Annotated in this window: 13 protein-coding genes; 3 read left to right on the top strand and 10 right to left on the bottom strand. The window is 71.2% G+C overall.

From position 1 onward, the window contains the following. Positions 1-64: 64 nt before the first annotated feature. The 6 genes from FHX81_RS28230 to FHX81_RS28205 form a co-directional block, all read right to left on the bottom strand. Positions 65-3,403 carry a S8 family peptidase gene (locus FHX81_RS28230; protein ID WP_141981065.1) on the bottom strand — a complete coding sequence of 1,113 codons (3,339 nt, stop codon included), beginning with the start codon at positions 3,401-3,403 and terminating at the stop codon, positions 65-67. A 270-nt stretch (positions 3,404-3,673) separates the two neighbouring features. Beyond that, on the bottom strand, positions 3,674-5,263 hold the full coding sequence (gene serA, locus FHX81_RS28225) for a phosphoglycerate dehydrogenase (RefSeq protein WP_141981064.1): 1,590 nt from the start codon (positions 5,261-5,263) through the stop codon (positions 3,674-3,676). A 205-nt stretch (positions 5,264-5,468) separates the two neighbouring features. Next, entirely contained in the window at positions 5,469-5,738 is a 270-nt protein-coding gene (locus FHX81_RS28220; RefSeq protein ID WP_073891637.1) for a DUF397 domain-containing protein, read from the bottom strand. Between the two features lie 63 nt (positions 5,739-5,801). Beyond that, positions 5,802-6,815: a ketol-acid reductoisomerase gene (gene ilvC, locus FHX81_RS28215; RefSeq protein WP_141981063.1), complete on the bottom strand. Its 1,014-nt coding sequence runs from the start codon at positions 6,813-6,815 to the stop codon at positions 5,802-5,804. A 31-nt stretch (positions 6,816-6,846) separates the two neighbouring features. Then, the gene (gene ilvN, locus FHX81_RS28210) at positions 6,847-7,353 is read right to left on the bottom strand and encodes an acetolactate synthase small subunit (protein WP_077009444.1); all 507 of its coding nucleotides are present in this window, start codon (positions 7,351-7,353) and stop codon (positions 6,847-6,849) included. A 4-nt stretch (positions 7,354-7,357) separates the two neighbouring features. Next, positions 7,358-9,196 (bottom strand): acetolactate synthase large subunit, encoded by a 1,839-nt coding sequence (locus tag FHX81_RS28205; RefSeq protein WP_425473849.1) that lies wholly within the window; start codon positions 9,194-9,196, stop codon positions 7,358-7,360. A 297-nt stretch (positions 9,197-9,493) separates the two neighbouring features. Here FHX81_RS28205 and FHX81_RS40805 point away from each other — a divergent pair, with 297 nt between their 5' ends. The 3 genes from FHX81_RS40805 to ilvD all read left to right on the top strand — a co-directional run bounded on the left by FHX81_RS40805 (position 9,494) and on the right by ilvD (position 12,305). Beyond that, the gene (locus FHX81_RS40805; protein ID WP_170232196.1) at positions 9,494-9,943 is read left to right on the top strand and encodes a PH domain-containing protein; all 450 of its coding nucleotides are present in this window, start codon (positions 9,494-9,496) and stop codon (positions 9,941-9,943) included. Next, entirely contained in the window at positions 9,940-10,374 is a 435-nt protein-coding gene (locus FHX81_RS28195; RefSeq protein WP_141981061.1) for a vitamin K epoxide reductase family protein, read from the top strand. The genes FHX81_RS40805 and FHX81_RS28195 overlap by 4 nt, the downstream gene beginning before the upstream one ends. A gap of 83 nt (positions 10,375-10,457) precedes the next feature. After that, positions 10,458-12,305, top strand: a complete 1,848-nt coding sequence (gene ilvD / locus FHX81_RS28190) for a dihydroxy-acid dehydratase (protein WP_141981060.1) — start codon at positions 10,458-10,460, stop codon at positions 12,303-12,305. Positions 12,306-12,359: 54 nt separating this feature from the next. On the opposite strand, the gene FHX81_RS28185 is transcribed toward ilvD, so the two are convergent. The 4 genes from FHX81_RS28185 to FHX81_RS28170 form a co-directional block, all read right to left on the bottom strand. Continuing rightward, positions 12,360-12,605, bottom strand: a complete 246-nt coding sequence (locus tag FHX81_RS28185) for a hypothetical protein (RefSeq protein WP_141981059.1) — start codon at positions 12,603-12,605, stop codon at positions 12,360-12,362. After that, positions 12,602-13,117, bottom strand: coding sequence for a DUF2716 domain-containing protein (locus FHX81_RS28180; RefSeq protein ID WP_170232195.1), 516 nt, complete (start codon positions 13,115-13,117; stop codon positions 12,602-12,604). The genes FHX81_RS28185 and FHX81_RS28180 overlap by 4 nt, the downstream gene beginning before the upstream one ends. Positions 13,118-13,159: 42 nt before the next feature. Beyond that, positions 13,160-13,894, bottom strand: coding sequence for a DoxX family protein (locus FHX81_RS28175; protein WP_141981057.1), 735 nt, complete (start codon positions 13,892-13,894; stop codon positions 13,160-13,162). Between the two features lie 72 nt (positions 13,895-13,966). Continuing rightward, positions 13,967-14,881, bottom strand: coding sequence for a 2-hydroxyacid dehydrogenase (locus FHX81_RS28170; protein ID WP_141981056.1), 915 nt, complete (start codon positions 14,879-14,881; stop codon positions 13,967-13,969). Between the last annotated feature and the right edge of the window lie 18 nt (positions 14,882-14,899).

The raw sequence follows: 14,899 nt of genomic DNA, 5'->3' as shown, positions 1-14,899 counted from the left end.
ATGCGCGTAAACGGCTCTGGCCGGCCGGGGCAGTCCCCGACCGGCCAGAGCGGTGCAACGACGATCAGGCCACTACGCGCGCGGCCGGGCTCGTCCGCGGGGCCTTCACCTTGACCACGTCCGCCTTGTCACCGGTGGCGTTGTGGTGGTGCAGGACCAGCAGGCTGTTCGCGCCGTCGGCCGCGGCCGCCGCCGCGTCGTGGTTGACGACCAGGGCGGTCGCCGGGCGGGCCTGGTAGGACAGCGCCGGGTCACCGCCGCCCTGCACCCACACGCCCGGCTTGAGCGGGTCGAACGACAGCGCGTCCGGGATCGAGTCGATCAGGCCGTTGGACGTGCCCGGTGCGACGTAGAACCCGGCCACACCGACCTGGTAGGAGATCCGCGAGGTGTCCGCCGACGGGTCGATGCCGAGCGCCGACAGCAGCACCGGCAGGACCACCACGTTCGTGTCGAACACGTTCGTGTCGACGTCGCCGAACTGGCCGTTGACGCCCTGCAGGTCGACCGTGGCGCCGGTGCTCAGGTCCACCGTGGCCGCGACCAGCAGGTCGGTGTCGGTCAGCTTGGTCGCGTAGACCTCGTAGTCGAACGCGCCGTCACCGTTGGTGTCGATGTCGATGAACGGGATGGTGTTGCTGCCCAGGTTGTACCAGTTGCCCCAGGTCGCGACACCGAACGCGAGCATCGCGTCCTGCGGGTTGCCCTGCGCCTTGGCCAGCGGAGCGGTCGAGGCCGCGCCGACGTAGCGCAGGTCGCCGCCCTTGGCGGTGTTGTTCAGCACGCAGTTCGTGGTGACGTTGCGGCGGCACTCGGGCAGCCGCGGCGAGGACGCCTGCAGCTCCAGCACGCTCACCAGGGACTGGTAGGCGCCCTGGTTGACGGCCCGGCCGGTCAGGTTCAGCACGCCCTGGCCCTTGCCGTTGATCCGCACGTTGCCCGCGACGTTGATGTCGGCCACCGGCTTCGGCGCCGAGTACACCGGCACCCGCAGGGCCACCGGCGAGCCGGACTTGGGCGTGAGCACGACCCGGCCCGACGCATCGGCCAGGTACTGGCGCGGCACGTCGAGGTGGTTGGCCTCGACGGTCGGGTCGACCGTCTTGCGCAGCGCCTTCGGGTCATCGATCTTCAGCGTCACGGCGACCCGGGCGATGCCGCGCGGGCTGAGCCGCACGGTGCTCGTGGACAGCTCGTAGCGCACGCCCGGGATCTGCGTCAGCGCCTCGTAGCCCACCGCGTAGTCCACCCACTTGGTGGACTTGTTGACCACCTTGATGGTCTTGGTGAGGCTGACCGGACCGGACACCTCGACCGTGCCGAACGACGCGGACACGGCGCCCGGGTCGTCCTGCACGTAGGCGAGGACCTGGTTCTCGACCGCGGCCTTGCCGTCGACGCGGCCGGCGCCGACGCGGTTGGGCGCGTAGGTCTTGCCGTCGGCCTTCACGTCGTGGCCCGCGGTGTTCATGACCGCGGCCTTGACCTCTTCCGGCGTCCAGTCCGGGTGGACCTGGCGCACCAGCGCCGCGATGCCGGTGATGTGCGGCGCGGCCATCGAGGTGCCCGAGTTGACCATCGTCTTGTTGCCGGAGCCGACCAGCGCGGAGGCGATGGTGTCACCGGGCGCCGCCACGTCCGGCTTCACGACCGGGCCGCGCACGCCGCGCGAGGTGAACGAGCTCGGGGTGTCGCTGATCGACTGGTCGTACGTGGCCAGCGAGGTGCGCAGGTCGCCCGACTGGCGGACGGTCAGCGTGCCCGCGGCCAGCGCCGGGCGCAGCGCGGCGGTGGCGGAACCGGTCAGCTGGAACACCGGGATCGCCGCGTTGCCGGAGATGCCCGCGTTGAAGTGCTCCAGGTTCGAGGTGAACAGCGCGCCGACGGCGCCCGCGGCGGTGGCGTTGTTGGTCCGGCCGACCGAGCCGCAGCGACGCGTGGCGTCGTTGTCGTCCCACTCCAGCCACACCGTCTTGCCCGCGACCGCGGCCTTGTCCGCGGCCGAGAACGGCAGGCAGCCGTCCTTGTTGGCCGCGTCGCTCATCGCCACGACCGGCGCGGTGAGCTCCAGGCCCTCGTAGTCGAACGCCACGCTGTACTGGCCGGGCTTCTTGCCGGCCGCGCCACCGGGCGCGGTGACCTCGACCGCGTCGCGCAGCACGTACGCGTCACGGGTGCTGGCCACGGTCAGCGCCTCGGGGGTGCTGCCCGGCGAGCCGCCGATGTCGTACAGGTCGCCGCCGTTGCCCGCGGAGAACACCGTGAGCACGCCGGAGGCGTTCAGCTTGCGCACGAACAGGCTGTCGGGGTCGTCCGGGGCGCCGTAGTCGGAGCCGAGCGACAGGTTGACCACGTCGAGGTGGTCGGAGAAGTCGCCGTCACCGTCGGGGTCGAGCGCCCAGTCCAGCGCCTGCGCGGTGACGTTGGTCGAACCGTCGCAGCCGAACACCTTGAGCGCGTACAGCAGCGCCTTCGGCGCGGTGCCGGGGCCGATGCGCATCGCGTCCAGCGCCTCGGGGGTGAGCTTGGTGTAGTCGCCCTTGAAGGTGGAGCCGTCGGCGTTGACGCCGAAGCCCGCCGCGGTGCCGGCGACGTGCGAGCCGTGGCCGTTGCAGTCGAGCGGGTTCGGGTCCGGCTTCGGGGTGTTGATCGCCGGGTCGTCGCTCTCGCCGTCGTAGGCGTTGCCGACGAAGTCGTAGCCGCCGACCACCTTGGCGGTCGGGAAGTACGAGGCGTCGACCTTGGTCTCGTCGATCGCCTTGAACGCCTCGATGGTGCCGGGGCCCGCGAAGTCGCTGTGGGTGTAGTCGATGCCCGTGTCGATGATGCCGATGCGGGTGTCGTCACCGAGCTTGCCGTACTGCTGCCACGCCTTGAGCGTGTTGGTCAGCTGCACGGCGGTGGAGTTCTGGCGCGACTTCGGCACCACGGTGCGCACGGACTTCACGTCCGCGCGCTGGGCCAGCTCGCGCACCTTGGCGGCGTCGGCCTGGACGACCACGCCGGGCACGCCGTTGGCGGTCCGGAACAGCTCCTTGGTGGCGGAGTCCTTGCCCTTCAAGGCGCCCACGACCTGGTCGGTGATCCGACCGGCGTCGTTCTTCGTCGCCCTGGCGGCGTCCTTGGCCTGCTGCTTGGTCGCGCCCTGGCCGGTCTTCTCGGCGAACGTGTCGACGGCCGGCTTGGCCTCGAGCTCCACGAACGCGGTGACCCTGCCCTGGGCGGCCGACAGCCGGTCGGACACCTTCAACTGCAACTTGCCCGCATCCAGCCCGCGCGCGTTCGCGACGGACGGCGCCAGTGGATCTTCCGCGGCCAGCGCGGTACCGGCGGTGGACCCGGCGACGAGTATCGCGGCCAGCACCGGTACGGCAGATCTGGCGACAACGCGAGATCGGCTCACAACGTGCCCCAAGCGAGGTCGGATACGACCGGGCAGGCAGCGTCGTCCAGTGAGGGAAGGGAACTGCCCGCGTGGTGCCGTGCCCTCTACGGCACCGGGTCAACCTCGTGGGAGGGAACCTAATCGCTAGGTCGAGCTGATCAGTTAACCCATACGAGTGATGGCACCCACAGTTTTGACGACTAACGGTTAACTGTGACACCGCCGAGACCTGCGGCGATAGACAACGACAGGTCCCGGCGGCGTTACTCCGTTACGGCGACGCTTCGGTCAGTCGAAGTTGACCGAGCGCACCGTGCGCGCGCCCACGGCCGCGCCGATCGGGTCGAGCACCGCGGTGTCCACCGGGCGGTCGACGCGCAGCAGCATGAACGCGTCCGCGCCGTCCTTGGTCTGGCTGATCTGGGCGGCCTCGACGTTCACGCCCGCTTCGCCGAGCAGCGTGCCGACGGTGCCCATGACGCCCGGCCGGTCCGGGTACTCCAGCAGCAGCACGTTGCCCTCCGCGCGCAGGTCGAAGCCCCGGCCGTTGATGCCGACCAGCTTCTCGACCTGGTCCAGGCCCGTGAGCGTGCCGGACACCGTGATGACCGCGCCGTCGGCCTGCACCGCGCGCACCGTGACCAGGCTGCGGTGGTTGGCGCTCTCCGGCTCCTTGGCCAGGTCGACGCTCACGCCGAGCGACGCCGCCAGCGCCGGGGCGTTGACGAAGGTGACCTGCTCCTCGACCACGCTGGAGAACACGCCGCGCAGCGCGGCCAGCGGCAGCACCGAGACGTCCTCGTTGGACAGCTCGCCGCGCACCTCGAGGGTGACCGACGTCGGCGCCTTCGCGCTCAGGGCGGCGACGACCGCGCCCAGCTTCTGCACCAGCGGCAGGTACGGGCGGACCTCCTCGCCGACCACGCCGCCGCCCTGCACGTTCACCGCGTCCGGCACGAAGTCGCCCGCCAGGGCCAGCAGCACCGACTTGGCCACGTCCGTGCCCGCCCGGTCCTGCGCCTCGGTGGTCGACGCGCCCAGGTGCGGCGTCACCACGACGTTCGGCAACCCGAACAGCGGGCTCTCGGTGGTGGGCTCGGTGGAGAACACGTCGATGCCCGCGCCGCCGACCTGGCCCTCCTTCACGGCCTCGGCCAGCGCCTCCTCGTCGACCAGGCCGCCGCGGGCGGCGTTGACGATGATCACGCCGCGCTTGGCCTTGGCCAGCTGCTCGGCGCCGATCAGGCCCTTGGTCTCCGGCGTCTTCGGCAGGTGGATCGAGATGAAGTCGGCGCGCTCCAGCAGCTCCTCCAGCGTCACCAGCTCGATGCCGAGCTGCGCGGCGCGGGCGGCGCTGACGTACGGGTCGTAGGCGATGAGCGTGGTGCCGAAGGCGGCGATGCGCGCCGCGAACAGCTGGCCGATCTTGCCCAGGCCGACCACGCCGACCGTCTTGCCCTGCACCTCGACGCCGTTGAACTTGCTGCGCTTCCACTCGTGGTTCTGCAGCGTGGCGTGCGCGGCCGGGATCTGGCGCGCGGTGGCCAGCAGCAGGGCAACCGCGTGCTCGGCGGCGCTGACGATGTTCGAGGTGGGCGCGTTGACCACCATCACCCCGCGCTCGGTGGCGGCGGGCACCTCGACGTTGTCGAGCCCGACGCCCGCGCGGGCGACGACCTTGAGCTTGGTGGTGGCCTTGAAGACCTCGGCGTCCACCTTGGTGGCGGAGCGGACCAGGAGGGCGTCGGCGTCGGCGACGGCTTCGAGCAGCGCGGGACGGTCGGTGCCGTCGACGTGGCGCACCTCGATGCCATCACCGAAGACGTCGAGAACGGACGGTGCGAGCTTCTCGGCGATGAGGACAACGGGCTTGGTCACGGACGTCGCTCCCGGTGGTGTGAACGGGTGGGGAGCGCGGGGCCGTCGAGCAGGTCGTCACCCGCGCCGGCCGGCCACGGCAATGTGTCCGGGTTGTTAACGAGCATAGTCAGCGCCCACCCGGCGCTCATCACCCGGGTGCCCCGTTTCACCTGCTGGAACCCGGTACGCGCGTCCCACATGGACCCCGTCGGCGCGGCGGTGGTCACCAGGGTTCGTCGAACTCGCCGTCCTTCACGCCGAGGATGAACGCCTCCCACTCGGCGGGGGTGAAGACCAGGACCGGGCCGTCCGGGTGGGCCGAGTTCCGCATCGCCGTGTACGTCACGCCGTCGGTGTGCTCGACGAACGCGATCTCGACGTGCTCCTCCTCGTCCTCGGCGCCCTCGTCGCTGCGGATCCACTCGGCTCCGCTGAGGTCGAGGTTGCCCCGGACGTGGGCCTTGTCGTCGTAGATCGGCGCGCTGTCGGTCATGGGGCCTAGGTATACCGGGGCCCGCGGTCGAAACCGCGGGCCCCGGTGAAAAAACCGCTGATCTTACGCCGTTTCGGTGATGGGGCGGTCGACCCAGGACATGAGGCCGCGCAGCTTCTTGCCGACCTCCTCGATCGGGTGCTGCTCGCCCTCCTGCTGCAACTTCTTGTAGTTGCCGCGGCCGGCGTCGTCCTCGTTCACCCACTCGGTGGCGAACGTGCCGTCCTGGATCTCGCCCAGGATCTTGCGCATCTCCTCCTTGACGGCGGGCGTCACCACGCGCGGGCCGCGGGTGAGGTCGCCGTACTCGGCGGTGTCGGAGATCGAGTAGCGCATGCGGGCGATGCCGCCCTCGTACATGAGGTCCACGATGAGCTTGAGCTCGTGCAGGCACTCGAAGTAGGCGACCTCGGGCGCGTAACCGGCCTCGGTCAGCACCTCGAAACCGGCCTGCACCAGCGCGGAAGCGCCACCGCAGAGCACCGCCTGCTCACCGAACAGGTCGGTCTCCGTCTCCTCCTTGAACGTGGTCTTGATGACGCCCGCGCGCGTGCCGCCGATGCCCTTGGCGTAGGACAGCGCCAGCGCCTGCGCGTTGCCGGAGGCGTCCTGCTCGACCGCGATCAGCGCGGGCACGCCCTTGCCGTCGACGAACTGGCGGCGCACCAGGTGGCCGGGGCCCTTCGGCGCGACCATCGCGACATCCACATTGGACGGCACGGTGATCAGGCCGTAGCGGATGTTGAAGCCGTGGCCGAAGAAGACGGCGTCACCGTCGTTCAGGTTCGGGGCGATGTCGTTGGCGTAGATGTGCCGCTGCGCGGTGTCCGGCGCCAGGATCATGATCAGGTCGGCCTCGGCCGCCGCCTCGGCGTTGGACAGGACCCGCAGGCCCTCCTCCTCCGCCTTGGCCGCGGACTTGGAACCCTCGCGGAGGCCGATCCGGACGTCGACGCCGGAGTCGCGCAGGCTCAGCGCGTGCGCGTGGCCCTGGCTGCCGTAGCCGATGACCGCGACCTTGCGCCCCTGGATGATGCTCAGGTCGGCATCGTCGTCGTAGAAGATCTCGACGCTCACTGGTGGTACTTCCTTCCTCGGAACTGGAAAATCAGCGCACCGCGGTCGCGGTGATGGAGCGGGCGCCACGGCCGATGGCGACCATGCCGGACTGGACGATCTCGCGGAGCCCGTAGGGCTCCAGCATCCGCAGCAGCGCGTCGAGCTTCTCAGACGTGCCGGTGGCCTCGACGGTGACCGCCTCCGGGGAGACGTCGACGACCTTCGCGCGGAACAGCTGCACCGTCTCGAGCACCTGGCTGCGCACCGTGGCGTCGGCGCGCACCTTGACGAGCAGGAGCTGGCGCTGGACGGACGCGGCCGGCTCCAGCTCGACGATCTTGATGACGTTGATGAGCTTGTTGAGCTGCTTGGTGACCTGCTCCAGCGGCAGCTCCTCGACCGAGACGACGATGGTCATCCGGGAGATGTCCGGGTGCTCGGTGCGGCCGACGGCCAGCGACTCGATGTTGAAGCCGCGGCGCGAGAACAGGCCCGCCACACGCGCGAGGACACCGGGCTTGTCCTCGACCAGAACGCTCAGGGTGTGCCTAGTCATCTCGTCACTCGTCCTCGTCGAACAGCGGGCGGATGCCGCGCGCGGCCATGATCTCGCTGTTGCCGGTGCCGGCGGCCACCATGGGCCACACCTGGGCGTCCTTGCCGACCACGAAGTCGATGACGACCGGCCGGTCGTTGATCTCCATGGCCTGCTGGATCACCGCGTCGACCTCCTCGCGCGACTCCGCGCGCAGGCCGGCGCAGCCCATCGCCTCGGCGAGCAGCTTGAAGTCGGGGATGCGGTGCTTGTGCGTGCCCAGGTCGGTGCTGGAGTAGCGCTCGCCGTAGAACAGGGTCTGCCACTGGCGGACCATGCCCAGGTTGCCGTTGTTGATGACGGCGACCTTGATCGGGATGCCCTCGATGGCGCAGGTGGCCAGCTCCTGGTTGGTCATCTGGAAGCAGCCGTCGCCGTCGATCGCCCAGACCTGGACGTCCGGCACGCCGGCCTTCGCGCCCATCGCGGCGGGCACCGCGTAGCCCATCGTGCCCAGGCCGCCGGAGTTGATCCACGTGCGCGGGCGCTCGTACTTGACGAACTGCGCGGCCCACATCTGGTGCTGGCCGACGCCCGCGGTGAACAGGGTGTCCGGCGGGGTCAGCGCGCCGATCCGCTCGATCACGTACTGCGGCGACAGCGTGCCGTCCTCGGGCCAGTCGTAGCCCAGCGGGAACGTCTCGCGCAGCGCGTTGAGCTGGTCCCACCAGGGCGCGAGGTCGACCGTGCGGGACGTGTTCTCCTTCTCCGCGCGCACCGCCTCGACCAGCTCGCTGATGATCTCCTTGCAGTCGCCCACGATCGGCACGTCCGCGCGGCGGTTCTTGGAGATCTCCGCCGGGTCGATGTCGGCGTGCACGACCTGCGCGTCCGGCGCGAACGTGGACAGCTGGCCGGTGACCCGGTCGTCGAACCGCGCGCCCAGCGCGATCAGCAGGTCCGACTTCTGCATCGCGGCGACCGCCGACACCGTGCCGTGCATGCCCGGCATGCCCAGGTGCAGGGGGTGCGAGTCGGGGAACGCGCCGCGCGCCATCAGCGTGGTCACCACCGGGATGCCGGTGGACTCGGCCAGCTCCAGCAGCTCGGCCGACGCCTCGGCCTTGATCACGCCGCCGCCGACGTAGAGGACCGGGCGACGGGCCGCGGCGATCAGCTTCGCGGCCTCGCGCACCTGCTTGCCGTGCGGCCGGGTCGTCGGCCGGTAACCGGGCAGGCGCAGCTCCGGCGGCCAGGAGAACGAGGTCATCTCCTGCAGCACGTCCTTGGGGATGTCCACCAGGACGGGGCCGGGTCGGCCGGTGGCGGCCAGGTGGAACGCCTCGGCGATCGCGCGCGGGATGTCCGCGGCGTCGGTGATGAGGAAGTTGTGCTTGGTGATCGGCATGGTGATGCCGCAGATGTCGGCTTCCTGGAACGCGTCGGTGCCGATCAGCGGACGGGACTGCTGACCGGTGATGGCGACCACCGGGACGGAGTCCATGTTGGCGTCCGCGAGGGGCGTGACGAGGTTCGTGGCGCCGGGACCGGAGGTCGCCATGCAGACGCCGACCTTGCCGGTGGCCTGGGCGTACCCGGTGGCGGCGTGGCCCGCGCCCTGCTCGTGGCGGACCAGGATGTGACGCACCTTGGTGGAGTCGAGGAGGGGGTCGTAGGCAGGCAGGATCGTGCCGCCGGGAATGCCGAAGACCACCTCGCAGCCCACTGCCTCCAGCGAGCGGACGAGGGACTGGGCACCGGTCACGCGGATGGGAGCGCCGCTCGGCGGGGCCGGTTTCGGCCGCGGTCCAGGGCGGGGCGACGACGACTCTCCGGGAGCCGGTCGCGAGGTTGCGCTGGTCATCTGTCTGCCTCGTGGGTAAGGAGAATGCACGGTCCGGGCACGAAAAAACCCTCGCCAACCCGAACGGGTCGCACGAGGGTCGCGCGTCGACGCAAGCTCGAATGCCTAGGCGTCGACGCGCCTGGGAAGTACGAGAACGAGGTTGCGCTGCATGGCGCTGACGTTAACCGTCAAGCGGGCGGAGCGTCAACTGTGCGGGACGGCACTCCCGGATGGTGGAAGCCCCCACGTGCGTGGACGCGGGCCGGCGTCACCCGCTCGGACGAGGTCGGACCGGGAGTGACAGCATCTCGGACCGTGCCGAAAGTCGTGTTCCGCATCCCCACCCCGGCCCTGTTCGCCGCCCTGGCCGCCGCCGTCTGCGCGACGCCCGTCGCCTGGGCCGCACCCGGCTTGCAGGCCATCTACCTGCTGCCGGCCGCGTTCGCGTGGTGGGTGCTGCGCAACCGGACGACCGTGGACGGCGAGCGCATCGTGGCGCGCGGCACGTTCGGCGGGCGGGTCGTGCCGTGGTCGGACGTGAAGGCGATCAAGGTGGTCCCGAAGGGGTGGTTGTCGGCGGTGCTGACCGACGACTCGCTGGTGCGGCTGCCCGCCGTCCGCGCCGCGCACCTGCCGATGTTGTCGCAGGTCAGCGGTGGTCGGGTGGCCGATCCGACGGCGGTTTCCGCGACTGCGGAGGCCGAGGAGGAGCCGGCCGGGCCTGACCGGGACGAAACGCCGCCGCCCGTAAAGTCCGAGGAGTGAGTTCTCGCACACAGTGGGTGCCCGCGGTCAGCCTGGCGCTGTCGGTGGCGGGCCTCGCGGTCTCGGCCTACCTCACCGTCGCGCACTTCAGCGCGGGCGCGCTGCTGTGCGCCGAGGGCGAGGTGATCGACTGCGGCACGGTCACCACCAGCGAGCAGTCCGAGCTGCTCGGCGTCCCGGTCGCGGTGCTCGGCCTCGCGTTCTTCGCGTTCCTGACCGTCGCGTGCCTGCCGTTCGCGTGGCGCAGCCCGGCGCTGCACTGGGCGCGGCTGGCGTCGGTCGGCGTGGGCGTGCTGTTCGTGGTGTACCTGGTGGCGGCCGAGTTCCTGCTGATCGGGAAGATCTGCCTGTGGTGCACGGCTGTGCACGTCATCACGCTCGCGCTGGCCGCCGTGCTGGTCACCGGGGCGTTGCGGCGGAGTAACCTCTGAGGCACCGCACCGCCCTTCCCGCGCCCTCACCCCCGCGCGCGCCGCTCGCGAATCTCTTTTAGGCAAAGACTTCTGGAGGAGCCGTGCCACCGCTCCGTTCCCGCACCACCACCCACGGCCGCAACGCCGCGGGCGCACGCGCGCTGTGGCGCGCGACCGGCATGACCGACAGCGACTTCGGCAAGCCGATCGTGGCCATCGCCAACTCCTACACGCAGTTCGTGCCGGGGCACGTGCACCTGCGCGACCTCGGGGACATCGTGGCCGAGGCGGTCCGCGAGGCGGGCGGGGTGCCGCGCGAGTTCCACACGATCGCGGTGGACGACGGCATCGCGATGGGACACGGCGGGATGCTCTACTCGCTGCCCTCGCGCGAGATCATCGCCGACTCGGTCGAGTACATGGTCAACGCGCACCAGGCCGACGCGATCGTGTGCATCTCCAACTGCGACAAGATCACGCCGGGCATGCTCAACGCGGCGATGCGGCTCAACATCCCGGTCGTGTTCGTCTCGGGCGGGCCGATGGAGGCGGGCAAGGCGGTCGTGGTGGACGGCGTCGCCGTCGCGCCGACCGACCTGATCACCGCGATCTCGGCGTCCGCCTCGCCGGAGGTGGACGAGGCCGGGTTGGCCGAGGTCGAGCGGTCGGCGTGCCCGACCTGCGGCTCGTGCTCGGGCATGTTCACCGCGAACTCGATGAACTGCCTCACCGAGGCGCTGGGCCTCGCGCTGCCGGGCAACGGCTCCACGCTGGCCACGCACGCCGCGCGCCGGGAGCTGTTCGCCGAGGCCGGCCGGACCGTCGTGGACCTGTGCGAGCGGTACTACGAGCAGGACGACGAGTCGGTGCTGCCGCGCTCGATCGCGAACCGCAAGGCGTTCGAGAACGCCATGGCGCTGGACATGGCGATGGGCGGCTCCACGAACACCGTGCTGCACATCCTCGCCGCCGCGCAGGAGGGCGAGATCGACTTCACGCTGGCCGACATCGACGCGCTGAGCCGCCGGGTGCCGTGCCTGGCGAAGGTGTCGCCCAACTCGGACTACCACATGGAGGACGTGCACCGGGCCGGCGGCATCCCGGCGCTGCTGGGCGAGCTGTGGCGGGCCGGGCTGCTCAACGAGGACGTGCACACCGTGCACAGCCCGGACATCGCGTCGTGGCTCGGCGAGTGGGACGTGCGCGCCCCGTCGCCGTCCCGGCGGGCCGTCGAGCTGTTCCACGCGGCCCCGGGCGGTGTGCGCACGACCGAGGCGTTCTCCACCTCCAACCGGTGGTCGAAGCTGGACACGGACGCGGCGGGCGGTTGCATCCGCGACGTCGAGCACGCGTACACCAAGGACGGCGGGCTGGCCGTGCTGCGCGGCAACCTGGCCGAGCGCGGCGCGGTGATCAAGGCGGCGGGCGTCGACGAGGACCTGTGGCGCTTCGAGGGCCCGGCGCGGGTGGTGGAGTCCCAGGAGGAGGCCGTCTCGGCGATCCTGAAGAAGGAGATCCAGCCGGGTGACGTCCTCGTGGTCCGCTACGAGGGGCCCGCGGGCGGGCCGGGCATGCAGGAGATGCTGCACCCGACCGCGTTCCTCAAGGGCGCGGGCCTGGGCAAGAAGTGCGCGCTGATCACCGACGGGCGGTTCTCCGGCGGCACGTCGGGGCTGTCCATCGGCCACGTCTCGCCGGAGGCGGCGGGCGGCGGCGTGATCGGCCTGGTCCAGGACGGCGACCGGATCCTGATCGACGTCCACGAGCGGCGGCTGGAACTGCTGGTCGACGAGACCGTGCTGGCCGAGCGGCGGGCCAAGGTGGAGGCGTCGGAGCGGCCGTGGCAACCGGTCGACCGGGTCCGCCCGGTGACGGCGGCGCTGCGCGCCTACGCCCGGATGGCGACCGACGCGTCCACGGGCGCGGTGCGGGACGTGGACAAGCGGTAGCACGGCGGGAACCGGCCGACGGCTGCCGTCGGCCGGTTCCCGCTGTTCAGGGGCTCAACCGGACACCAACGCCAGGACCAGGGCGGCGAGGAACACCGCCCAGCCGGCCAGCGGTCCGACGGCGGGGCGGCGCGCCCTGCCGACGAGCACCCCGCCCACGACGAGCCCGGCCAGCAGCCCCACCGGCGGCAGGAGCGAGCGCGCGGTGAGGCCGACGGGGAAGGCGATCAGGTAGACGACCGGCACCCCGACCACCACGAGCGCGAGCTGCGCACCCGCCGCCACGACCCGCTGGTTCACGACACCTCCGGTCGGCCGTCACGGCGGAGCACCCGGGTGAGCAGGTCGTCGTTCAACCGCTGCGACGCGTGGACGGCGGGTTCGCCGAAGAAGCACAGGCTCCGCTCCCACGGGTGGCCGAACACGCCGAACGACAGGTCCTTGGCCACGAAGGTCGTGTAGTCCCCGTTCGGGATGAGCGTGACGTCCCACCCGTCCAGGTCGGTCACGTCCACCACCCGGTGTGGTCGGTAGAGCACCGACGGGTGCACCCAGTCGTGCGCCACCACGGACTCCCAGTACTCGGTGCACTCACGCAGCACGTCGCACACGAGCTGGGCCAGCGGTTGAGCGGACTCGCCGAACGCGTCGTACAGCGGCGCGAGGTCCCACGTCACCGACGGCGCGGGCTCGCGGATCGCCGGGTAGTCCTCCGGGCGCACGCCGAACCGGAAGCCGAACTCCTCGACGAAGTCGGCCCGGAGCAGCTCCTGGAACCCGCGGTCCAGCTCGACCCAGGCGTCTTCCTCCACGGCCGGCACGCTAGTGCGCGACCCGCCGGGGGTCATCCGGGATCACCGGAAGACGTAGAGGGTGGCCGCGGTGGCGCCGGCCGCGATCACCAGGCACAGGAAGCCGGACAGCAGCGGGTGGCGGAACCAGCTCCGGTTGTAGTCGAGGGCGGCCCGGCCGGGTCCCGCGAACAGGGCCGCGAACGCCATCGCCGCGTACGCCACCTCCAGCTCGACGCCGTTGGGCGCGAAGAAACCGCCCCGGTACTTCAGCGCGATGACGTTCGCCATGACGCCGAGCACGCCGGCCGCCGCCAGCGGCGTGAACAGGCCCAGGACCAGCAGCGCGCCGCCGCCCAGCTCGGTCACGCCGGTGACCCACGCCAGGATGCGCGCCTCGCGGAACCCGGCGTTCTGCAGGTACTGGGCGAACCCGTCGATGCCCGGCCCGCCGAACAGGCCGAACACCTTCTGCAGCCCGTGCACGACGAACGCGCCGCCGAGCGCCAGCCGCAGCACGAGCAGGCCGATGTCGGCGCCGGCGGTCCAGCCGAACGGCCTGCGCTCGTCGTCGTCCTCGAACGTGTCGTGGTGGGAGGCGGGCTTGTCGTCCAGGTCCGCGATCGGCGTGTAGCCCGAGGTGTCGAACGCCGAGGTGTCCTTGCCGAACGCGCCGCCCTCGATCGTGCGCGTGCCGTCGTCGAAGTGGTGAACTCCTCCGCCCGCGCCGCTCGTCGAGTAGAACCCGTCGTCGGAGTAGCCGCCCGATGCCCTCGAACGGTCGTCGTGAGTAGCCACGCACCCGCACGTTAGGAGGTTCGGACGACCTCCGCGAGCGTCCGTTTCGCCGCCCGAGTTCACCCGAACGGGCTAATAATCGCCCCTGACCAGGTTCCGGGGCTCCTCGCCGCGGGCGAACCGGGCGACCTCCGCGGCCACCACGTCGTACGCGCGCTCGGCGTGACCCGTGCAGCTGCCGGCCACGTGCGGGGTGAGGAACAGGCCCGGCGCGGTCCACAGTGGATGGTCCGACGGCAGCGGCTCCGGCTCGGTCACGTCCAGCGCCGCGCGCAGCCGCCCCGACGTCAGCTCGGCCAGCAGCGCGTCGGTGTCGACCACCGCGCCGCGCGCCGCGTTGACCAGGATCGCGCCGTCCTTCATCCGGGCCAGGAACTCCGCGTCCACCATCCCGGTGGTCTCCTCGGTCAGCGGCACCACGACCAGCACCGCGTCGAACCCGCCGAGCAGCTCGGGCAGCTCGTCCACGCCGTGCACGCCGGGCCGGGCCGTGCGGCCGACCAGGGTCGCGGTCGCGTCGAACGGCTCGAGCCTGCGCCGGAACTGCTCGCCCAGGTCGCCCGCGCCGACCACGAGCACCTTCTTGCCCTGCACCGTGTCGGTGAGGTGGTAGTCCCACCGGCGTTCCCGCCGGGCCCGCTCGAACACCGGGAAGTCGCGGTAGATCGCGAGCAGCGCGCCGATCGCCCACTCGGCCGTGCTGCCGCCGTGCGCGCCGCGGCACGTCGACAGCATCACCCCTTCGGGTACGACGCCGATGAACCGCTCGGCGCCCGCCGACAGCAACTGCACCAGCTTCAGCGACGGCAACCGGTCGAACACGTCCCGAGGGTCCGTGCCCAGCAGGAACTTCGGTACCAGGACCTCCGCGTCCGCCGCCTCGGCGGGCAGCGGCCGCCCCGGTTCGTAGCGGACGGGTCGCACACCCTCCACCTCGGACAGGACGCGGACACCCAGCTCGTCGGGGACCAGAACGGTGAGGCTCACGGGTCCGCACGTTACGGC

The sequence above is a fragment of the Saccharothrix saharensis genome, from assembly GCF_006716745.1.
Taxonomy (GTDB): domain Bacteria; phylum Actinomycetota; class Actinomycetes; order Mycobacteriales; family Pseudonocardiaceae; genus Actinosynnema; species Actinosynnema saharense.
This window is presented reverse-complemented; position numbering and strand designations above follow the sequence as displayed.